The 21,481-nt window shown below is 58.1% G+C and carries 21 protein-coding genes and 1 pseudogene; 9 read left to right on the top strand and 13 right to left on the bottom strand.

Annotated elements, in window-relative coordinates; genetic code table 11:
- Positions 1-4: 4 nt before the first annotated feature.
- Complete coding sequence (locus ACID345_RS06260; protein ID WP_011522021.1) at positions 5-379, top strand: iron chaperone; 375 nt, start codon at positions 5-7, stop codon at positions 377-379.
- Here ACID345_RS06260 and ACID345_RS06255 read toward each other — a convergent pair whose 3' ends face one another.
- From ACID345_RS06255 to mtaB, 6 genes and pseudogenes are all read right to left on the bottom strand, one after another.
- Complete coding sequence (locus tag ACID345_RS06255) at positions 380-643, bottom strand: DUF2621 family protein (RefSeq protein WP_011522020.1); 264 nt, start codon at positions 641-643, stop codon at positions 380-382.
- A gap of 16 nt (positions 644-659) precedes the next feature.
- Entirely contained in the window at positions 660-1,100 is a 441-nt protein-coding gene (gene nusB / locus ACID345_RS06250; RefSeq protein WP_011522019.1) for a transcription antitermination factor NusB, read from the bottom strand.
- Positions 1,101-1,198: 98 nt separating this feature from the next.
- Positions 1,199-1,618, bottom strand: a pseudogene (ribH, locus tag ACID345_RS27470) (6,7-dimethyl-8-ribityllumazine synthase); the annotation flags it as partial.
- Between the two features lie 714 nt (positions 1,619-2,332).
- Positions 2,333-3,115: an enoyl-CoA hydratase/isomerase family protein gene (locus ACID345_RS06240; RefSeq protein ID WP_011522017.1), complete on the bottom strand. Its 783-nt coding sequence runs from the start codon at positions 3,113-3,115 to the stop codon at positions 2,333-2,335.
- Positions 3,116-3,164: 49 nt separating this feature from the next.
- Positions 3,165-4,046, bottom strand: a complete 882-nt coding sequence (locus ACID345_RS06235) for a 3-hydroxyacyl-CoA dehydrogenase family protein (protein WP_011522016.1) — start codon at positions 4,044-4,046, stop codon at positions 3,165-3,167.
- 531 nt (positions 4,047-4,577) lie between these two features.
- Complete coding sequence (mtaB, locus tag ACID345_RS06230) at positions 4,578-5,954, bottom strand: tRNA (N(6)-L-threonylcarbamoyladenosine(37)-C(2))-methylthiotransferase MtaB (RefSeq protein ID WP_148210039.1); 1,377 nt, start codon at positions 5,952-5,954, stop codon at positions 4,578-4,580.
- A 158-nt stretch (positions 5,955-6,112) separates the two neighbouring features.
- Between mtaB and ACID345_RS06225 the strand changes: the two genes are divergently transcribed.
- The gene (locus ACID345_RS06225) at positions 6,113-6,553 is read left to right on the top strand and encodes a response regulator (protein ID WP_011522014.1); all 441 of its coding nucleotides are present in this window, start codon (positions 6,113-6,115) and stop codon (positions 6,551-6,553) included.
- Positions 6,554-6,652: 99 nt separating this feature from the next.
- On the opposite strand, the gene ACID345_RS06220 is transcribed toward ACID345_RS06225, so the two are convergent.
- From ACID345_RS06220 to ACID345_RS06205, 4 genes are all read right to left on the bottom strand, one after another.
- Complete coding sequence (locus ACID345_RS06220; protein WP_041855496.1) at positions 6,653-6,964, bottom strand: zinc-ribbon domain containing protein; 312 nt, start codon at positions 6,962-6,964, stop codon at positions 6,653-6,655.
- A gap of 247 nt (positions 6,965-7,211) precedes the next feature.
- Complete coding sequence (gene rpsU, locus ACID345_RS06215; RefSeq protein WP_011522012.1) at positions 7,212-7,409, bottom strand: 30S ribosomal protein S21; 198 nt, start codon at positions 7,407-7,409, stop codon at positions 7,212-7,214.
- Positions 7,410-7,479: 70 nt separating this feature from the next.
- Entirely contained in the window at positions 7,480-10,365 is a 2,886-nt protein-coding gene (locus tag ACID345_RS06210; RefSeq protein ID WP_187148956.1) for a TonB-dependent receptor plug domain-containing protein, read from the bottom strand.
- The gene (locus ACID345_RS06205; RefSeq protein WP_041855494.1) at positions 10,335-10,640 is read right to left on the bottom strand and encodes a carboxypeptidase-like regulatory domain-containing protein; all 306 of its coding nucleotides are present in this window, start codon (positions 10,638-10,640) and stop codon (positions 10,335-10,337) included. The genes ACID345_RS06210 and ACID345_RS06205 overlap by 31 nt, the downstream gene beginning before the upstream one ends.
- Before the next feature lie 223 nt (positions 10,641-10,863).
- Between ACID345_RS06205 and ACID345_RS06200 the strand changes: the two genes are divergently transcribed.
- The 5 genes from ACID345_RS06200 to ACID345_RS06180 all read left to right on the top strand — a co-directional run bounded on the left by ACID345_RS06200 (position 10,864) and on the right by ACID345_RS06180 (position 15,963).
- Positions 10,864-11,379, top strand: coding sequence for a gamma carbonic anhydrase family protein (locus ACID345_RS06200; protein ID WP_011522011.1), 516 nt, complete (start codon positions 10,864-10,866; stop codon positions 11,377-11,379).
- 49 nt (positions 11,380-11,428) lie between these two features.
- The gene (gene hisS, locus ACID345_RS06195; RefSeq protein ID WP_011522010.1) at positions 11,429-12,754 is read left to right on the top strand and encodes a histidine--tRNA ligase; all 1,326 of its coding nucleotides are present in this window, start codon (positions 11,429-11,431) and stop codon (positions 12,752-12,754) included.
- Positions 12,755-12,776: 22 nt separating this feature from the next.
- Positions 12,777-14,582, top strand: coding sequence for an aspartate--tRNA ligase (gene aspS, locus ACID345_RS06190; protein WP_011522009.1), 1,806 nt, complete (start codon positions 12,777-12,779; stop codon positions 14,580-14,582).
- Between the two features lie 200 nt (positions 14,583-14,782).
- Positions 14,783-15,379 (top strand): hypothetical protein, encoded by a 597-nt coding sequence (locus ACID345_RS06185; protein ID WP_011522008.1) that lies wholly within the window; start codon positions 14,783-14,785, stop codon positions 15,377-15,379.
- Positions 15,376-15,963 carry a flavodoxin family protein gene (locus tag ACID345_RS06180; protein ID WP_011522007.1) on the top strand — a complete coding sequence of 196 codons (588 nt, stop codon included), beginning with the start codon at positions 15,376-15,378 and terminating at the stop codon, positions 15,961-15,963. Before ACID345_RS06185 ends, ACID345_RS06180 begins: the two co-directional genes overlap by 4 nt.
- Positions 15,964-15,966: 3 nt before the next feature.
- On the opposite strand, the gene ACID345_RS06175 is transcribed toward ACID345_RS06180, so the two are convergent.
- The 3 genes from ACID345_RS06175 to ACID345_RS06165 all read right to left on the bottom strand — a co-directional run bounded on the left by ACID345_RS06175 (position 15,967) and on the right by ACID345_RS06165 (position 19,407).
- Complete coding sequence (locus tag ACID345_RS06175) at positions 15,967-18,000, bottom strand: glycosyltransferase family 39 protein (protein WP_011522006.1); 2,034 nt, start codon at positions 17,998-18,000, stop codon at positions 15,967-15,969.
- A gap of 57 nt (positions 18,001-18,057) precedes the next feature.
- A complete protein-coding gene (locus ACID345_RS06170; protein ID WP_011522005.1) occupies positions 18,058-18,561 on the bottom strand; it encodes a hypothetical protein in 504 nt (167 codons plus the stop codon).
- A 123-nt stretch (positions 18,562-18,684) separates the two neighbouring features.
- The gene (locus ACID345_RS06165; protein ID WP_011522004.1) at positions 18,685-19,407 is read right to left on the bottom strand and encodes a hypothetical protein; all 723 of its coding nucleotides are present in this window, start codon (positions 19,405-19,407) and stop codon (positions 18,685-18,687) included.
- A gap of 207 nt (positions 19,408-19,614) precedes the next feature.
- Between ACID345_RS06165 and ACID345_RS06160 the strand changes: the two genes are divergently transcribed.
- Positions 19,615-20,451 carry a HipA family kinase gene (locus tag ACID345_RS06160; protein ID WP_011522003.1) on the top strand — a complete coding sequence of 279 codons (837 nt, stop codon included), beginning with the start codon at positions 19,615-19,617 and terminating at the stop codon, positions 20,449-20,451.
- Entirely contained in the window at positions 20,451-21,353 is a 903-nt protein-coding gene (locus ACID345_RS06155; protein ID WP_011522002.1) for a DUF3037 domain-containing protein, read from the top strand. Before ACID345_RS06160 ends, ACID345_RS06155 begins: the two co-directional genes overlap by 1 nt.
- The last annotated feature ends 128 nt before the right edge of the window (positions 21,354-21,481 follow it).

Genomic DNA, 21,481 nt, shown 5'->3' with positions numbered 1-21,481 from the left:
CGCCATGAAAGCCGCAAAGGGTGGACCGCCGAAAACTGTCGAAGAGTACCTCGCACGCGTGCCAGAACCGGCGCGCAGCACGCTGGAAAAGGTGCGTGCCGCGGTGCGTAGCGTCGTTCCGGCGGAGACGACGGAGGTCATCAGCTACGGCATTCCAGCTTTTCGAAACGAGAAGATCTTGGTTTGGTACGCGGCCTTCGCGAAGCATTGCAGCTTGTTCCCAACGGCCGAGGTGATCGAAGAATTTAAAGGCGATCTGAAGGGCTACACGCTCTCGAAGGGTACGATCCAGTTCGCAATCGACAAGCCGCTACCTGGAACGCTGATCAGGAAAATGGTAAAAGCGCGGCTGCAGAGCACGAAGAAGAAGAAAAAATAGCTACACGCCGAACGCCTCGTTGTAATCCTCGGGATCGATGCCGTGGTAGGCCATCATGTCGCGCAGTCGGTCGTGGTATTCCATGGGCGTGCTCTGGATGATGGCCAGGATCGTCGCCTCGACCGAAACTTCGTCTTCGCCTTCTTCTTCGGCCAGCGATTCGGCACGCGGCTGCGCCGACTCCTTGATCTCCTGCCGCTCGCCTTGCGGCAGTGCCTTCATCAACTGCTTGAATACTTCCTTCGCTTCGTCTGACCAGTGCATTCTGTTCTTCCGATGCCTACGACTTCTTCTTGCGCTCTGCGTCAAGCTCCCGCGCTACGCTGTCTAAAACTCCATTGATGAACTGCACCGACTCCGGGCTGGAAAACCTGCGTGCGATCTCCAGTGACTCGTTAATCACTACCGGCTTCGGCGTCTTCGGAAAACCCATGAACTCTGCGCATGCACCGCGCAGGATGTTCCGGTCCACCGCCGCCATACGCTCCATGCGCCAGTGCTCGGCATGCTTCTCGATCAGCTTGTCGATCTCTTCCGATCGCTTCTCGGCTACATGAAACAAATCGATCGCAAAGCTCCGGACTTCTTCCTCCAGGTCTTTCCGTTCGGCCCAGAAAGTCTTTTCTACATGATCGGCCGACTGCTTGCCCATATCCATTTGAAAAAGCATCTGGAGCGCCAACTCGCGCGACTTCCGGCGGGTTCCCGTTTTAATCGTCACAGCTACTTCTCTCCCTGGCGCTTCACGGCTCTAACCGGCGTCAACGCGCGCGTTTTCATCAAATCTTTGGCTTTCGCCTTGGGCTCCGGCTTGGACAGCTTACGCTCTGCTGACAACTTCAGGTTTACCATTTCGATCGCGGCCATCGCAGCCTCGTAGCCCTTGTTTCCGGCTTTGAGCCCGGCGCGATCAATCGCCTGCTCCAGCGTATCGCAGGTAAGCACGCCAAAACCGTGCGGCACCCCAGTTTCCTGTGCAGATTGTCCAACTCCGCGAGTCACTTCGTTCGCGATCACTTCGTAATGCAGCGTGCCGCCGCGCAACAGGCAGCCCAGCGTGATGATGCCGTCGAATTTGCCGGATTCCGCCAGCGCCCGCGCCGCACCGGGGATCTCAAACGCGCCCGGTACACGGACAACTTGCATGTCCTGCTTCTCGACACCCGCGTGACGCAGCGCCAGAAGCGCGCCATCCAGCAAACGCTCGGTTATGAAGCTATTAAACCGGCTCACCACCAATGCGAATCTCTTGCCTCGCGCATTGAGCGTCGCTTCGCGCTCTTTGGCGACGTGATGCTGGTTTTCCGGAAGGTAGTTGTAGAACGCGACGTTCTGCCCGCCAACTTCCGCAGTGAACAAACGCGCCCCGAACGGCTGGTCTTCCGGCTTACCGAGTTTCTTCCAGCCCTTTTTCTTCAGCAACTCGTAAACACCATCAGCGTCGTTGACTTCGAAAACCAGGTCGGCCTCGGGAAAGCCTTCGCCGACGCCGAGTTCAATGCCGCCGTCTTCGACGAGAAACACGTGTCCGCTGTTGCTGCGAGCTTCCCAATGCTCGCCATCGCGCAGCCCAAGCTGCGAGAAAAATTCCTTCAGTTGCTGGAACTCCGCCTTGTTCTTCGCCAGGCGGAGCATACGAAGGTTCTTGATCATCAGTTTTGTATCAAGGCACGACTTCAGTGCCGTTTTGTATCAAGGCACGACTTCCTGTGCCGATTTGTATCAGGGCACGACTTCTGTGCCGATTTGTATCAGGGCACGACTTTAGTCGTGCCGAAAAGATGCGCAGAATCACTGGGCTTTAGCCCCTGCTACTGATTGCGTCAGCAAGCCAAGCCCAAACATTCATCCTACAGAACAAAGCGCGTGAACGAAACACCCACCAATCGCCCACGCGCGCCATTCCCAAAAATTCCTTTGTTATGCCTTCGTGTCCTTCGTGGCTAAAGATTTTTATCTTCCCTTAAACGTCGCTCCCCGCTTCTCGAGAAACGCCGACGTGCCTTCGTTCTTGTCTTCCGTCGCGCATGTGATCGAGAAAAGTGTCGCTTCGAGATAGAGCCCCTCCGCGAGCGTCATATCGGCGCCGTGATTCACCGCCTCCATCGTGTACTGGATCGCCAGCGGAGCGTTGGCGATGATCTTCGCTGCCACGCCCTCGACATAGGCCATCAGCTCGGCTTGCGGAACGACCGCATTCACCAGTCCGATGCGCAGAGCCTCCTGCGCGGTGATGGTCTCGCCGGTGAGGAGAAGCTGCATGCCCATCCCGCGCCCTACGAGTCGCGGCAAGCGTTGCGAGCCACCGAAACCGGCCATGATGCCCAGCTTCACTTCGGGCTGTCCGAGTTTCGCGTTATCCGAAGCGAAGCGCATCGTGCAGCCGAGCGCCAGTTCGCAGCCTCCGCCGAGGGCGAAACCGTTAACAGCCGCGATGACAGGCTTGCCGAGATTTTCGAGCAAGCTCAGCACGGCCTGTCCGCGCAGCGCATATTGCTTGCCGACTTCGCTTGTAGCGGTCTTCAGTTCGTTGATGTCGGCACCCGCGACGAAAGCCTTCTCACCTGACCCAGTGAGGATGACGACATGCGCGTTGGCATCGTCCTTCGCGGCCTGCATCGCCTGCCCGATCTCGCCGATGGTGGCGATGCTGAGCGCGTTGAGGACCTTCGGGCGATTGATGGTGACGTAAGCGATCTGATTTCTTACTTCGTAGAGAATGTTTTCGAATGTCATGAGTCCTCTTCTCCAATAATCCTTCGTGCGACCTTCGTTGCCTTCGTGTTTAAAGATTTTGATTTGCGATGGGATTGTTCGGATCCGTGTAATCGTAGAAACCCTTGCCAGTTTTGCGCCCATACCAGCCTGCCAGCACCATCCGTTTCAAGAGTGGTGGCGCGGCAAAGCGCTTCTCGCGGAACTCATCGAACATCACGTGGGTGATGTAGTAGCACGTATCGAGCCCGACGAAATCAAGCAGCGTGAACGGGCCCATCGGATAGCCGCAGCCCAGCTTCATGGCCTGATCAATATCGACAATCGAGCCAACGCCTTCTTCGTAGGCGCGGATTGCGTCGAGCAAATACGGCACCAGCAGGCGGTTCACGATGAAGCCGCTCGAGTCTTTCGTGCGCACCGGCACTTTGCCGAGCTTCGTGCCGAAGTCGACGGCTGCTTCAAATACTTCGTCCGAGGTTGCAATCGTGCGAATCACCTCGACGAGTTTCATGAGCGGCACGGGATTAAAGAAATGCAGTCCGATAAAGCGCTCTGGACGCTTCGTCGCCGCCATTAATTCGGTGATGGAGATCGATGAAGTATTGCTGGCGAAGATGGCGTCAGGCTTGGCGACCTTCTCGAGTGCGGCGTACATCTTGTGTTTCTCGGGAACGTTTTCGAGGATCGCCTCGATGATGATGTCGCAATCGGCGAGGTCTTCGACGTTGGTCGTTCCCTTCAGCCGCGCGCGAATCGCATCGGGCGATTCCGTGATCGTTCCCTTCTCCGCGAATTTGGCGAGCGAGCGCTCGACGCCTGTGAAACCTCTGTCGAGAAAACGCTGCTCGGCTTCGAGAACTATAACGGGAAATCCGGCCGTCGCCGCAGCCTGCGCAATTCCTGAGCCCATGAGCCCGCAACCGATTACACCTACGGATTTGATTTGCATGATGGCACCTGTGAGACGCAAAGACTTGTGAATGGGCACGGCTTCAGCCGTGCCGAAAGAACTCGCACTGGACCCAGGGGCTTTAGCCCCTGTCCGCGCCCGTAATCTCACGCAAACGACCGATGAGTCTACCAGCGCGGCGGAAAACAGAACAACTTGGATGGAAGGCGCTGCCCTAAGTGGGAACGACGTCGATTCTTGACCACAATCCTTGTGCGCTGCATCACCTGCGACACGTGCACACATCACAGACCGACTTTGTCCTTTCGCGATATTGTGCGCACGTGGGGCATTCCCAACAGTGTCTTGATCTTTGAAATACTCTTATGGCGACGAAACCTGTCATGACGACCGGAGAATCCGCATACCGATACGGATTCGGAGTGGAGCTAACCTTCTGTTCAGGGTTTTCCCCGAACACAACTCCTTTGTTTTCAAATTTTTACCCCTAACCCCTTGCGGCTCAAATTTTTACGAGTTTTCCACAGCCTAAACTGTTGAAAACAAAATTCAGGGGGGAGGGGGGTGGGGTCACCCTTCGTGGTGTGCAGACGGGACGCTTGTGATAACGCCCAGCAAACTCTCACCGTCAACCCTGTCGAGTCGCACCCGCACCAGTTGATTCGACGTGTGTTCACCCGCGATCATCGCCTTCTGATAATTGTCGGTCAGCGCTTCGGTCATTCCATCGCGCTGGTTCGTCAGCGTCACTGCTTCGATTTCTTTTCCAACCAGCGACTCCATGAACCCATGCTTCTTCTCCGCGATGAGATCGCGTAGCACTTTGTTCCTCTCACGCGCAACGTACACCGGCACTTGTTCCGCCATCGCCGCCGACGGCGTTCCCGGCCGCGATGAGTACGTGAATACGTGCAGATAGGTGAACGGCAGAGATTCGATGAAACTGCGAGTTTCCTCGAAGTGCTCGTCGGTCTCGCCGGGGAAGCCGACCATCACGTCGGCGCCGATGGCGGCTTGCGGCATTGCCGTGCGAATTCGCTCGAGGCGGTCCGCGTAATGCCACGGACGATAGCGGCGGTGCATTTTGCGAAGGATGCGATCGCTTCCCGATTGCAGCGGTGCGTGCGCGTGCTTGCAAATCTTTGGCGACTCGGCGACGAGCGCAATCAACTCGTTGCTCCAGTCCATGGGTTCGACCGAACTGATACGGACCTTCGGGATCGCGGTGTTTTCCACGATGTTGCGCACGAGCTCTTCAAACCGGACGCGCGGTCGAAGGTCGTTGCCCCAGCGGCCAAGGTTGATGCCGCTCAGCACGATCTCTTTGTAGCCGGCTTCGACGAGCGAGTCGACTTCGTGAAGGACGGAATCCATCGTCAGCGAACGGCTCTTGCCGCGGACGTACGGAATCACGCAGAACGAGCAGCGGTTGTTGCAGCCATCCTGGATCTTGAGATTGGGGCGGGTACGCTCGGCGGCGGATTCGCTGTCGAACACTGGCGCAGCCATCAGTTCGGTGTGCGCGAAGATGTCGCCGATCACTACCGGAGCGGCTTCTGTGGCCGCAGTACCTACGCCAATCGACGCCACGGAAACGAAGCCCTTCGGCGCAAGATTTGCGGCCAGCGTGGGAAGCGCGTGTTTATGCGAATTCCCGACGACGAGGCTGACGCCTTCGATCCTCGAGATTTCTTCCGGCGCGCGTTGCGCGTAACAACCGGTGACAATAATGCGAGCTTCTGGATTCCCGCGTTTTATGCGGCGAATCGCGGCACGCGCGTCCTGGTCGGCCGACGCCGTGACGGTGCAAGTGTTGAGCACAACCACTTCGGCGTCGATGGCCGAAGACCCACGGGCAAGGCCCTTTTCGAGCAATTGGCGCTCGATGGCGGCGCCATCGGCCTGGGTCGCACGACAGCCAAAGTTTTCGACGAAGAACGAAGCCACGGTGCTATTATACGGAGCAATGGGCGGCTCCCGTTTACGGCGGGAAGCCGCATTTTGTGTCTTGCGGCAGCAACTCTCGATTGCGAGCAACTCTGGACGGAGTAGCCGCATCGTAACGCAAGCGAACGTTTGGAACTGTTTCCCCCTGGAGCTACACGATGAAGCGTCGCATTCTCCTCGTTGACGACGAATTGGCGATATTGCTGACCCTCAAGGCGATCCTTGAAATGCATCACTTCGAGGTGGAGACCGCCTCGTCCGCCAAAGAAGGCGCGAAGAAGCTGACCGCCGCGACCTATGACATGGTCATTACGGACATGCGAATGGAGACGGAGACCGCCGGCTACGATGTGATCCGCGCTGCGAAACAACAGCCCTACGATCCGGCCGTGGCGATCCTGACGGCATATCCGTCACTGGGATCGGATTGGCAGACCAAGGGCGCGCACTCGCTGCTGGTGAAGCCCGTCAATACCGACGAACTTCTGCGCCAACTCGAACACCTTCTGGCTACCCATCAGGCGAACAAGAAGACGGCCAAGCAGCCGCCGATCATGCGGGCGGAAAAGGCCGCGCGGGCCGAAAAGAAAGCAATCTAGGCGGACGGGGAGCGCTTCGAGCGTTCGAGGTGGGTCCGCGCTACGGCTGGTTTGCCGGGCGCATTGGTGGCTCGCGATCGTCGGCGAAATCCCCGATACTTATGCCGTTGCAGCAGTTGTACGCTTCTGCTGGAAACACTCACGACAAAAGACCGGCCGTCCCTGCGTCGGCTTGAACGGCACGGTAGTGTCCTTGCCGCAGCCCGAGCAGGTTGTACGGGTTTCCACCTTGGGATACGTGGCACCTGGGGGCGTGCTGCCAAGCATGTTGGCGCGCTTCCCCTTACACGGTTTACAACGCTTGGGCTCGTTCTTGAACTGCTTGTCGTGGAAGAAAAGCTGTTCCCCTGCTGTGAAGACGAAGTCAGCGCCGCAGTCGATACACTTGAGAACCTTGTCCTGGAATTCCATGGAGTGAAGCTCCCTCAACCCTCTATCCGGAACACAACCCCCAAATCTCCAAAGCGCCGAAAACGCGCCAAAGGGTATTTGGGTTTGCGGAGTATACCCTTGTTTTGCCCGTTCCCGTAAGAATTTGTGATATGGGAAACACAAATTTCATGAATTGACAGGCATGCGGACGAACGCTTCGTCCCAAATGCAAAAGGCCGTAGCGATGATCGCCACGGCCTTTTCCTGTGATTCAAAAACAGTGCAGTTAGTCCTGCTCCTTGCGGGCCTTTTTACGGCTACGCTTGCGGGCCAGCGCTTCTTTCACGCGCTTTTTTTCACCCGGCTTCAGGTAGAAGCTATGACGCTTCACTTCCTTGATGATGTCCTCTTGCTGGACCTTTCGTTTGAAGCGGCGCAGAGCATTCTCGAGAGACTCGCCCTCTTGAAGTTTCACTTCTGCCATGTTGACACCTCCAAACCCGTCCAGTGGGACACATCTAGAATCCCAAGTTTCGCGGCTGGCGTCAAGGCGACTAGAAGCGTAAACGCGCGGAAAATTGGATTTGCCGCGGAATATACGAACTTTGCGGCTGCATAAACGTCGGATTCATGGTGTAGCCGCCGGGATAGTAGGCGGAGCCAATGAGATAGCTGCTGTATTGGAAATCGGCAGCGGTGGAGACAAGTCCCTGGTCGGTGCTGGTGATGCGCTTGTTGTCACGGTTCATGACGTTGAAGCCTTCGGCAAGAAGTTCGAGACGATAACGCGCGCTGAAGCGAATCTGTCGCGAGATGCGCAGTTCAACCGAAGCGTAGTCCGGCCCGACGAGGCTATTGCGGCCGAGGCCGGGCAGGCGGTCATTGACGATGTTGCCGTCGGCATTGGCGTCGCCATTTACATCCGCGGTGACGGGACGACCGGAGCCGATGGTGGTGAAGCCGGAGAACTTCCAACCGTTCAGAAGTCTTCGCACAAAGAGTTGATCGACGCGGACGCGCGGCTCGGCTACAGCTTGAATCACGAATCGCTGGCGCTGATCGGTGGTACTGAGGCCGCGATCGGTTTTCAGAGCGTACGGATTTTGCACCGTCGAGGGAGTTCCGGCGACAAGGGCGTCCTGCCCGTCATCGAGCGCCTTGGCGTAGGTATACGCAATCTGGAAGGAGTAGCCGCGGGCCATACGCTTCCGCGCGGACACGGTGAGGCCGTTGTAGAGGCTGCTGGCGGCACTTTGGAAGACGTTGATGCTGTCGGCCTGCGGTATGGGCCGCACCACGTCATTGATGCATGGCGGATAGGCGCACGTGAGAGAACGCGACATTTGCCAGGTACCGAAGGATTGCTGCGTGAGCATTTCGCCGGTGGGCGTGCCGTCTTCGAGAACGACGGGGTACTGCACCGTGATTGGCGGCGGGAGATTGACGTCTATCGCCCGGAGCAGGTGCTCACCGTGGACATAGAGGTAGCTGGTAGCGATCGTCAGCCGCGAGGCGACTTCTTTTTCAATCGTCAGGCTCGCCTGTTGGACCATGGGCGTTTGGAAGTGCGAATCGAAGGCGTAGATGTCGGAGGTGAGACGACTGGCGATGTTGTCGGGCGGGACGCAGGTGGCCGCGGTTACGCCACAACTCACCAGCGGAGTTGGATACGCCGGGAACAGCCGCTGATCAAGCTGGTTCAGGTTGTCGAGAAAGAGGAAGCCTTGGTCGAGGCCATTGCCGGTCATGACTGAGGATTCGTAGATCTGCGGGATGCGGGTGTAGAACCAGCCGTAGCCGGCTCGGATCACGGTCGGATGCGCGTTCCCCAGCGAATAGGCGAGAGCGATGCGCGGGGCGAAATTGTTCTTCGGGCTGGGGAGTTGCCCAGAGGTTGGCCAAATCGGGTTAGGGGTAAGTCCGCCGGATGGATATCCCTGGAGGTCGTACCGCACGCCGAGCGTGACGCCGAGATGGCTGGTGACGCGAATTGAATCCTGCGCGAAGGCGGCGAACTCGCGGCTATCGGGATGCGACGCAGCGGTGCCGAAGCTCTGCATGTAGTAGCGCGGCGTACCGTGCGCATAAGCGCGCAGCGGCGTGATGTGTTCGCCGTAACGCTCGGGCGCGAAAGTCCACGGGTTTACGCGAATGTTGTCGAATTCGTATTCACCTCCGAACATCGACGGAAAGAAGTTGTAGTCCCAGGACCAGAGCGCGTCGGCACCAAACTTCCAGGAGTTACGCGGGGTGAGGAAGCTGAGCGTTTCCGCCGCGTGTAGACGATGTTCGCGAGTGTGGCGCGGAAGCATGGTGGAACGGCCGAAACCATCCACCAATCCGTATATCTTGGTGCGAGCATCTTGGGAGTTGGCGAAAGACTGTTCATCGTCACGCGAAAACTGTAGGCGGGCGTGACTGGTCCAGCGTGAGCTTAGGGTTGAGGTAAGCGTGGCGACTATGGCGTCGGTGCGGACCTGCTCTACGCCGTTGTTGCTTTCGAGCGAATACGTAACTGGGTTGCCGGGGTCGAAGAAGACATTGTTCTGGCCGCTGAAACGCGAGGCATTGTAGCGCAGGCTGAGCAGGTTCTTGCTGTTGATGGCGTCGTCGAGTTTGACGAAGTAGGTGCCGCCATTGAGGGCCGCGCTGTAGGTGCCGCCCATCGCGGAGAGATATGCGGCTTGTTGCTCGACGAGAGCCTGATCGAGCGGATCGTAATCGAACGGCGTCGGCGTGATCACCGGCTGCCCATTGAGGAAACGGACGATGTTCGGATCGTCGAAACGATGCGCGTCCCATCCAGCGAAGAAGAAGATCTTGTTCCTCTTCAGTGGACCGCCGGCGTTGAAGCCGTACTGGTGCTGGTTCCCGCTCGGCTTGATGCCGGTAAAGGGATAAGCCGCGCCTAAATCGCTGTCGCGAAGATAGTAGAAGCCGCTGCCGTGGATCTGGTTGGTGCCGGACTTGGTCGCGACGTTAATGACGGCTCCGCCGGCGCGACCGGTTTCCGCGCCATACGCGTTGGAGGAGACACGGAACTCCTTCACCGATTCGTTGCTGAAGGTGTAGGGTGCGCGATAACGTCCCTGCTGCTGGGAGAAGAAGCCGTTGTTGAGATCTGCGCCGTCTACAAGAAAGCTCGTTTGGTAGCCGCGAATGCCACCAAAGGAGAGGTCGCCGTTGGAGGCCGACGTCTGGCTGCGCGGGTCTTGGGTAACGCCCGGCGTGAGCAGCGCGAGATCGGTGAAGCGGCGGCCGTTGAGTGGTGTGTCGTCGATTGTCTTCTCATCGATGACCTTGGTGACATCACTGGAGGCGGTGTCGACGATGCTGGCGCGGGAGGCGACTTCGACCGTCGTGCTCACGGAGGCCGGCAGAAGTTTGAAATCGAGGGTGACGGCAGAGCCTATCTCGATTTGGATCCGTTGTTCTTGCATCGCCATGCGGGGGCAATGACGCGAACGAAGTATTCGCCGGGAGGAAGCATGTCGAGCGTGAAAGAGCCCAGCTTGTCGGTCACGATATTGCGACTGACGCCGGTGCCGACGCTGACAGCGGCGATTTGCGCGCCGAGGATGCGGGCACTCGATGCATCGGTGACGATGCCGCGAATCGCCGAGGAGGAGGCATCCTGGGAGAAAGCGGAGACAGAAACAAAAAGAACGGCGAGGAGGAGAGTCCTCCATGGAGACCCAAAGTTGGCGCGATGCATAGATTAGTGGTAGACCCACATCGGCGCCGGTTCTGTGACCGGCGTCGCATGGCGATGTAACGCAGCGCACGTTTGTACTGTGATTGTGGGATGCTGCTGTGATGGTGGGATTGTGGGGCTTCAGCGTTCCCCGAAACCCGCGCGAGATGGTATTTTTAAGAGTTCCCCTCGCGTGCTTCTCCGTACCAGAAAGCTCCCGGGACAACCGAACAAAGCAGGAAATATGATTCGTTCCTACAAAGGGAAAAGCCCCGTCGTACCCGGCACTTGCTACGTGGACGTCTCCGCGCAATTGATTGGCGATGTTGAACTCGGCGAGCATGCCAGTATCTGGATGAACACCGTGCTACGCGGCGACGTGCATTCGATTCGCGTGGGAGCTAATAGCAACATCCAGGACAACTCGGTGCTGCACGGGATGCTGGGCAAGTGGCCGGTGATCGTGGGCGACTGGGTCAGCGTGGGGCATTCAGTCACGTTGCACGGATGCGTGGTGGAAGATCGCTGCCTGATCGGCATGGGATCGATCATTCTTAATGGTGCGCGCATTGGCGCGGGATCGATCATCGCCGCTGGGACTTTGATTCCCGAGGGAGCCGTGGTCGAACCGGGCTCGCTGTGGATGGGACTTCCCGGCAAGATGCGCCGCAAGCTGGTCGACGAAGACCAGCAGACGATTTTGCAGTACGCTAAGAACTATCTCGGATACAAAGAGAATTACCTGAGCGAACTGAAGTAGTTCGCCCGGAAGCGCGATACGTTTGCGCGCAACAGGACATCTACATCCAATGATCAAGGCAGTTCGAGGAACTCGCGACCTTCTTCCCCCCGACACGGAGCTATGGAACCGCGTCGAGGCGACGGTGCGCGACGTGTTCCAGCGGTATAACTTCCACGAGATTCGCACGCCGATCTTCGAAGACACCGCGCTGTTTGCGCGCGGCGTGGGCGAAGAGACGGACATCGTTTCGAAAGAGATGTTCACGTGGGAGGACAAGGCCCGCGCCCAGAGTGAGAAGTCGCAACAATTGACGCTGCGTCCGGAGAACACGGCGGGCGTGGTGCGCGCGTACATCGAGCACCAGATGGCGAAGTCGGGCGGGCTGCAGAAGCTGTATTACATTGGGCCGCAGTTCCGGCGCGAGCGTCCGCAGAAAGGGCGCTACCGGCAGTTCTTCCAGATCGGGGCGGAAGTGATCGGGCCGCCGCCGTCAGGGAGCGAATCTCCGGCGCGCGATGCCGAAGTGATCGAGATGCTGGCGACGCTGCTGGAAGAAGTGGGGCTGACGGGATGGACGCTGTATCTGAATTCCGTGGGCGATGCGAATTGCCGTCCGGCGTACAACGAGGCGTTGCGGCAAGCGCTCGCGAGCGTGAAAGACAAGATGTGCGGCGACTGCCAACGGCGCGCGGAGACCAATCCGCTGCGCGTGCTCGACTGCAAGGTTCCGGAAGACCAGCCGATTATCGAGACACTGCCGAAGATCGGCGACTATCTCGACGATGCGTGCAAGGCGCACTTCGCGGCGGTGCGTGCGATGCTCGACAAAGTTGGCGTGCCGTACACGGTCAATCCGCGGATGGTGCGTGGACTCGACTACTACACGCGCACAACGTTTGAATTCACCCACGGCGAACTCGGCGCGCAGAGTGCGGTGCTAGGCGGTGGTCGCTACGACGGATTGAGCGAAGCGCTCGACGGGCCTAAAGCTCCGGGCATCGGCTTCGCAATCGGTGAAGACCGGTTGGTCATGGCGCTGCAGGCGGCGAAACCGGCGGAGCCGATGACGATCGACGCCTATGTTGCACCGCTCGGAGCGGGCACGAACGCGGAGGCGCTGGGCATTTGCCGCAAGTTGCGCCGCCAAGGACTAAGAGTGGAGCTTGGCGATGAAAGCTTCCGGTTGAAGAAGAGCTTTGAGGCTGCTGAACGTGCGGGCGCGAAGTACATCGTCATCTGCGGCGAGAACGAAGTGGCGAACAACGAGTTCTCGGTGAAGGAACTCGCGACCGGCAAGCAAGAGAGCGTGGCACGCGCGGAACTGGCGTTCTACATCCGCAACCACGGCGCCAGGAAGACTGGCGGCGAAAACATTGAACCCGACGAGCAATAGTCAGTAAAGGAAGATAGCAACTGTGGCGAAACTGGATTTTCTCGGTGAACTCAAGCGTACGCACAAGTGCGGAGAACTCCGCGCGGCGGATGCCAACAAAAACGTGGTGCTCATGGGATGGGTGAATCGTCGCCGCGATCTCGGCGGGCTGATCTTCATCGACCTGCGCGACCGCACGGGCATTACGCAGATCGTCTTCGATAATTCGAATTCCGAGCTCCAGGCGAAGGCCGGGGACCTGCGCTCCGAATACTGCATCGCAGTGATTGGCACGGTCGCGAAGCGCGAGGCGAACACCGTCAACAAGAACCTGCCGACCGGCGAGATCGAAGTCGTCGCGAAAGAGATGCGGCTGTTCAACGATTCGAAGGTGCTGCCCTTCTCCATTGCCGACAATTCGAACGTCAACGAAGAGGTGCGGCTGAAGTATCGCTACCTCGACCTGCGGCGGCCGGAGATGCAGGCGAACGTGCAGATGCGGCACGACGTGACTTTTGCGATCCGCAACTATCTTGCGTCGCAGAATTTCCTCGAGGTCGAAACGCCGATCATGACGCGCTCGACTCCAGAGGGCGCGCGCGATTATCTCGTTCCGAGCCGCGTGCATCCGGGCGAGTTCTATGCGCTGCCGCAGTCGCCGCAGATCTTCAAGCAGATTTTGATGATCTCCAATTGCGAGCGCTACTTCCAGATCGCGCGCTGCTTCCGCGACGAAGACCTGCGCGCCGACCGCCAGCCGGAATTCACGCAGATCGATTTGGAGATGACCTTCCCGACACAGGACGATGTGTTTGGCGTGGTGGAGGGCTTTCTGACTGCGGCTTGGGCGGCGGCGGGACACAAGCTCGAAGGCAAGTTCCCGCGCATGTCGTACGACGACGCGATTCGGCAGTATGGGATCGACAAGCCAGACCTTCGGCTGCCGGCGATGAACGACGTGAAATCGGCCTTCGCGGCTGAGAACCTGCAAACGCTAGGCATCGATCTCGATCTGCCGGTGGTGTGCGTGCGCGTGCCGAAGATCGGCGAGCTTTCGCGCAAAGAGCGCGACGACCTGAAACCGATGCTCAACGCGAAGTCGGGCGCCAAGCTGTTTGAAGATTTCAAGCGGCTGGAGAAATCGTTCCCCGAGGCTGCGGCGAAGATCAAGGAAATCGTGAAACCGGAAGAGAGCGACCTGCTCGTCGTGGTCGCGGGCGCGCAACGTGCGGAGAAGGCCAGCGAGATCGTGACGCGCAACCAATCCTACGCGGTGTATGGAGCGGCGGGACAGGTGCGGCTGGCGATTGCGCAGAAGTATTCCGACCGCCACGGCTGCTTCAAGAAGGGCGAATTCAAGTTCCTGTGGGTCACGGATTTTCCGTTCTTCGAATGGGACGAGAACGACAAACGCTGGAACGCGGCGCACCATCCGTTTACCTCGTGCCACGAAGAAGACATGGGCAAGCTGGAAAGCGATCCCGGCGGCGTGCGCGCGCTGGCTTACGACGTGGTGCTGAACGGCACTGAACTGGGCTCGGGGTCGATCCGTATTCACCGGCAGGACATCCAGAGCATCATCTTTAAGTCGCTCGGGATGGGACCTGAAGAGCAGCAGCAGCGCTTCGGGTTCTTCCTGGAAGCGTTGCAGTACGGGACGCCTCCGCACGGCGGCATTGCCTTGGGTCTGGACCGCATCGTGATGATTCTGGCGGGGGCGACCAGCCTGCGCGAAGTGATCACCTTCCCGAAAACAGCGGCTGCAACGGACTTGATGATGGACGCGCCGACCCCCGTGAGCGCCGAACAGTTGCAGCAGTTGAACATCAAAGTTACGAAGCGGGAGTAGCTGGAATCCACAAAGACGCGCATCAAAAGAAGCTTGCACAATGCGAGCTTCTTTTTCGTGACGTGCGTTGCGTCACAATCCAATTCGTACTTCGATGGGGTTGGCCTTGTCGTTTTCCCATGTCTCGAAAATCGCGCGACATGGGGCACCCGAATGGCCTCGGAATCCATACGCCGGCCGAACTCATCTAGAATAGTGATATGGCTGACCCACTTTATTTGAGCCTGTGGTTCCCGAGCTTTAGTCCTGAGGAGATGATGACGCGGAGCGCGGCGGTCATGCGCGAGTTCCCGTTCTCCCCGGTGCGGCCGGGAATTACTTATTTGTCCGTGCACCCGATTGCGTGGACCGAACCAACGGTGCTGGAGCGCCGTTTCGACCAGGGCATCTCGCCGGAAGAGGCCGTGGACCTGATGCAGGACTTCCTGCACGACGATTACGCTTTTGTCTTCGAGGCCTTCTGGGACCTCTGGGCGCCGCAGGAAGACCCCGCGGAACCGTGGACGCAGCGACCCATCGCGGTGCGATTTGTGCTGCATGGCAAGCAGTTCGAGGAAGGCATCTACACCGACCGCGGACACCTCGAGATCGACTTCGGATTGGACACTCCGTTTCTGCATGACGAGCTGGACCTGACGCCGTTCATGGCGGACCGGGTGAAATTCAATGTTGCGAAACTGATTGATTATTCACAAAAGCTGGAGCAGAACACTGCGCTTAGCGGACGGCTGCTGTGGTCGGAGTCTGAAGAGAACTTGGCGCAGAAGCTGATCGCGAAACTGCAAACGGCACAATGAGCACGCGGCGGATACTTTTCCTCGTGGCGAGCGGCCGGCGTGAGGGGAACACCGAAACGCTGGCTCGCCATGCCGCATCTTTCTTGCCAGCCGAGGTCCCGCAGCAGTGGCTACACCTCGACGAGTTTCCGCTCGACCGCTTCGAAGACATCCGGCACCACACTGAGAAGAACACGCCGTGGCCGATACCGGAAGGCAACGAGAAGCGTTTCCTCGATGAAACGCTAGCGGCAACCGATATCGTTTTTGTCACTCCGCTCTACTGGTACAGCATGCCGGCAAGCGCCAAGCTCTACTTAGACCACTGGAGCGACTGGATGCGTGTGCCCGGCGCGCAGTTCCGGAAGAACATGGCTGGCAAGACGCTATGGGGGGTTTGCGTACAGTCGGACAACGACCCCAAAGGCGCGGAATTGTTGATCCATACGCTACGCCGCAGCGCCGAGTACATGGATATGAAATGGGGCGGCGAACTCATCGGCAGCGGTTCCAAGCCCGGCGACATCCGAAACGACATGCGGGCGATGACGGCAGCGGAGCACTTCTTCGCTGCCGTTCCCCATGCCCTCAGCTCTGCGCGCTAATCCTCATTTCAAACTTGCGAGCTTCTCCTTAGCGGCGTTGGCGGTGCCTTCCTGGAACGTCGGCTGAATGGTCTGCGCCAACTCCAGTGCCTTCTGATATTCGGCTTTTGCTTCGTCCTTGCGACCGAGCCCGTCGAGGGCGTGGGCAACGCTCAAATGCGCGGCCGCCATCTGCGGATCGAGTTGTACCGCCTGCTGCGCTTCCGCGAGTGCCGCATCATATTGCCTGGCTTCCAGCCGATGCCCGGCTTTGAAGTTATGGCTGACGGCCGCGGCCTGCGCGATGTTGAAATGGCCCTCGTATACATAGATGCCGTAGTCGATATTCGCCACAGGCTTCATACTCTTGAACTGCTCGTAGGGATTCATATGGCCTTCGCCGAACTCAAAGCCGGTGAGGTCTCCGGCGCTTAAGAACAGTGGGCCATCGATTTCCGTGGGCACCTCCAGTTCGTCGCCAATCCACATCTGGTCCATGGTCGGCAGCGGACGGCATGGGATGCCGTAGTCGTGGTAATCGACTACCGGATAGGCGAAGTAGATCATCCAGCAATCTTTGATGTTGTTCTGGTCGATGTACTTCTTCGTGCGCTTCAGTTGTTGTGCCCAATCGACGTTGGAATCGGCAAGCAGTTTCCATGTCTGGGTCGGACCTCCCCATAATTCGTTGGCGTAGGCCATGTACGCGGGGTAGATGCGGACCTCGACGAAAGCCTGATAGGCGAGCAGGAAACTGACAACATAAACCCAAATGCGATTGCGCTGGATGAGCGCCGCACAGGCGCCCCCAATCATTACGAAAAGAAACGCATATACCGGCAGGATGTGACGCACCCCGATATTCATGCGCGAGAACATCGCAATGAACAGGTAGAACCCGGCAGGTACTGCGAGGAAGAGCAGTTCACGGCCGTGCTTCAGTTTTCTCGTGGCGATTGCGAATAATGCGATCACGCACAGCGCGAGCAGCGCGAGAGTGGACTTGATGACGAACGCGAACGGAAAGTAGAACCAGACGCCGTGCCTATAACTCTTGCCGAGCACGTAACTGGTGTAGAAGTCGGACATATTACGGATGTCGGTAACGCCGGCGATGTAGGACTCGGGTAGTAGCTTGTAGTGCGCGATCATGCGCATGCCCCACTGTTCGTGCGGCCGCGAGATGTTCGCAATGGCCTCATTCAGCGAGGGATTCAGCACCATGCCGTCGGGGCGGGCCGCGTAGCGGAAGCCGTACATCGCCCACACAACGAAGATGGTGATCGCGAAGATCGCGAGCACGGCAACCGCCAGGCGCTTCGCCATGTGGCTGCGAGTCTCGGCGTGGTCGACACCCCCTTCTTCCGCGCGGGGGCCTAAGAACAGTTCCACGGCTGCGAGCAGGATAACCATCGGCGGAACGAGGATGCCGGTATGCTTCACGCCCAGCGTACAACCGAGGGCGAGCCCAACCAGCAGCAGTCTGCCAATCGTCGGCTTTTTGTTATAGCGATAGAACGCGTACACCGTGGCCAGCATGAAACAGGAAATGCCGGTATCGGTGGCGACCTCCATGCCGTGGGCGAGGATATTGGGATCGAACACTAGCAAGGCCAGTCCAATGAAGCCCGCAACGGTGCCGAACATCTCTTGCCCGACCAGAAAGACCAGCAGTCCCAAAAGAACCGTGAAGAGTGCGGCTGCCAGTCGTACGCGCAGCAGGATCGCGTTGGCATCGTTGCCGCTCTTGAAGAGCATGTCGCGACCGTCGAGGTAGGCTTCGATCTTGAACGACCGCTGCTGCAGGGGAGGCTGGTTCAGATGCATCGTAAGCATCGGCAGGGTTGCGACGAGCTTTACCAGCGGCGGGTGCTCGGGATTCAACCCGAAGTCGCCGGTCTTCCACATCATGTAGCCGGCGAAGATGTGGTCGTCTTCGTCCCAGGTGATGGAGTTTGCGTTAGCAGAAAGGCCCAACTGCAGGTAGAGGACGCCGAGAAGGACGACAACACCGAGGACAACGAAAACGCGCCGGGAAGGGCGCGGAGTTTGCGGCACGATTCCTCCGGAACCCGCTAGATTAACGATATTCCGATTGTAATCCGTGCCGACTCTTTAGTCGTATGCCTTATTTGCCCCAGCCTTGTGCGCCTCGTCCTGAAGGTCGGTTAAGTCCCTTTTGGCGTTCGCAAGTTGCTCGCGCAGGTTGTCGGCCTGCTGTTTGAAGTGAGCGTAGTTCGGGTTGGTGTTCACCGTGTAGTAGTGCGATGAGCGCGACACGTTCTCGTCCGCTACCCTCAATTGCTGCTCAAGCGAACTGACGCGGTCCTTCTGCTGGCGGATGCGCTGGCGCCATTCGGCGTCGAGGGCCTTCTGGTCACGAACGGGATCGTTGGAAGGGTTGTAAGTGTTCGTCGTCGTCGGAGCATCGGGGTTTCCGACCGTGCTAACGGCTCCGCCACTGCTCGGCATGTCGTCGTCGGTATAGACCTTTTTAGCGGTCGCGGTTTTTGTTTCGCGCGCTTTCTTCGCGGCAGCGACGACGGAATCGGAGTTATCGTTGGCGGCTTGAGCAAAGGCCAAACCACCCAGCAGCAGGGTTGCGAGGACCAATTTCATATGCCATCTCCCACAAGTGTGCCGAGATTGTACTCCGGAGTGGCAGGTGGGCAACCGAAACTTCTAGGAATAACAAAAGCCCGGCGGGGACCGGGCTTTATTGTTTACAGGGGGTTGGTGCCACTACCAGGCGATCAGTGAGACTTTGTCGAGCCAAACCGAATAGGTATTCGGGTACTTGTTGCCATCCGTCTGGAACGCGACGTTCAATTCTTTCGCCGTGGAATTCAACGGATTGTAGTAGCGGTTGACCACGCGGCGAACTCCATCCACGGTAACGGCGATGAAGTGCGTGTGGCCGTCGGTGGTGCGTTCAAATTCCCATACCAGGTGGTGCCAGGCATTGGCGGTGATACCGGTACACGCGATGCCGGTGTTCTGCCAATGCAGAGTGGCATCCCATACCCGCCAGTAGCCCTTGTAGGTGCCACGCAGGTCGCACTCGGTGCCGAAGACGTACTTCTTGCCGTTGAGCGACTGATTGACATCGAACTCGAGCGCCTGCGGCGCGGTGATATCCGTTACATAGAACTGCAAATCGTAATTGAAGTGGCTGTACTGCGGGTTGGATCCAAGCTGCTCCCACCAGAGCGCCGAGGTATACGCCTGTACCCCACCGAAGTAGAACTGCGAGGAAGAACCGCTCATGGATGGAGTGCTCTGGAACTGGGCTTGCCAATGGACAGCGGTGTTGCCGTTGCCGCCGGAACCCGAGCAAACGTCGCAGGAGGTCCAGGCGGTCATGTTCTGGATGTTGGAAAAAGTCTTTTTGGTTTGTGCGGAGGAGGAGATGCAACTTGCGATCAGCATCAGGGATAGGACGGTTGCCAAAATGGCAGTCTTCATGGGAACTTCGCCTCTGGTACGGCAAACTTCAACTTGCGAGTTCGCTCTGTCGTGTACTTAGTACCGTGAGATTACGAAGCAGCTCGTTTTCCGACAAGTTCCGAAAGGCTTAGCGATAATCCAGAGAAGATATGTGTTCTTTGGTAATGAAAGAAGTGCCTTAGAATCTCCCGGCCTTTGTGACGCAGCGCACATCGATTCCCACCGATGTCTCGCTACGATAAGGGTCGAGAGACCCCGTTGTTACAGGCTGTACAACACGTAAAACGCATGCGCGGCGGTGCCCAGGCCCACCTCATGCGCTGCTCCGACGGCGGTCTTTACGTCGTCAAGTTCCAGAACAACCCGCAGCATCTGCGCGTCCTCGCCAACGATCTTCTCGCCACACGGTTGGCCGAGCGCGTTGGGCTCGACGTACCTAAAACGGAGATTGTCCAGGTCGACGAGTGGCTCATCAAGCACACGTCTGAGTTACGCTTGGAGCTGCCGGGAAAGACCATACCCGTGTGCGCCGGGATGCAATTCGGATCACGATATGTGTGCCCGCCGCACGAAGGGCTGGTCTACGATTATCTTCCCGAGACGATGCTCGATCGCGTGAAGAACCTCAACCAGTTCGCCGGGATGCTGGCTCTCGACAAATGGACCTGCAACGCCAACGGCCGTCAGGCTGCGTTCTGGAAAAAGGGCCGCGAGCGCAAGTTCACTGCGACGTTCATTGATCAGGGATACTGCTTCAATGCCGGCGAATGGTCGTTCCCCGATTCTCCGCTGCGCGGTGTTTACGGACGCAATGAAGTCTATGCGGGCGTGACCGGTTGGAAGAGCTTTCACCCTTGGCTGGAAAATATTCAGAACTTCGACGAAGACTCCATTCGCGAACTGGCCGAAAGCATTCCTCCGGAGTGGTGCGGTGACTGGGACGATCTCGCACGTTTAGTCGATTGCCTGATCCAGCGGCGCTCGCGCGTGGAAGAACTCATCTGGTCGTTCGCAACCTCGTCCCGCAAACCTTTCGTGAACTGGTCGGAGAAGGTGAACTGATGGCGGAAAGAGAAACTCTTCGACTCTTTGACTATTACGTATTGCGGTTTGTGCCGCATCCGGAGCAGGAGGTCGCCGTAGTTTTTGGCTTTATCCTGACCGGACTCGACTCCGACGGTGCCCCGTTTTTCGACGTGGTTCTCACCTCGGACTGGCGCCTTGTTCGGTTACTCGATCCTGCTTCCGAATTGGACTATTTCTACGAATTCAAGAACAGCGTTCTTGCGCAATTCAACTCCGCGGCCAAGATTTGCTCCAGCGGTGGCGTGGTAATGGCCGAAAGCGAATGGCTTCGTCACGTGATCGAAGATTCTTTCTCGAACTCGATTCGAATCTCGGAAGTTAAGGGGCTGATGGCGGAAGATGCGAAAGCAGCTTCTAAGACTCTATCGACCAGCTACTTTAAAATCCCCGCGGCCTTGCCTGATCGGGAACGCACCGGTGTAAACCTCATCAAACGCAGTATCGACAAGGCATTCGATTACTACGGGATTGACAAAACACTTGTGACCCGGAATTTCAAGATTGCTAAGTACGTGGATAGCGCCGATCCTTCCCCAATCCACTACAAGTACGAAGTTGATTCTGATGCAGCGATTGATCTTGACGGCATTCCTTCGACGTCTCGACGAGTCTTCCGCTTAATTCAGGCAGTCAGTTTGAGAAATAGTATCGATGGGGCGCGGACGCTCGGATATGCATGGCCGGAGATCCGGGAGGGGATGAGCAAGAAGGAAAATGCATTCGGTCATTTGACCGCGGTAATCGACGACTCTCTGGCTCCAGATAATAAGAACCTGGAATTCGCCAAGAGGCATTTCGATGAGCATGGGATCGTGCTCAGACACATGTATCAGGTAGCTGACATGGCGCGAATCGCTCGGGCCGAACTCCGACTCTAGCCATTCCCACCGGCGGCCTCATTCCAAAAAACTAAATTTTATCGCCGCAAACAAAAGCACGGCCGGAGCCGTGCCTTTGATGTTTCGGGGCGCCCACCCTCCCTTCGGGAAGGGGGCACCCGCGGTGT

The sequence above is a fragment of the Candidatus Koribacter versatilis Ellin345 genome (assembly GCF_000014005.1).
GTDB classification, from domain to species: Bacteria; Acidobacteriota; Terriglobia; order Terriglobales; family Acidobacteriaceae; genus Korobacter; species Korobacter versatilis_A.
Note: the sequence above shows the minus strand (reverse complement) of the source record. Positions and strands in the feature narration are given on the sequence as shown.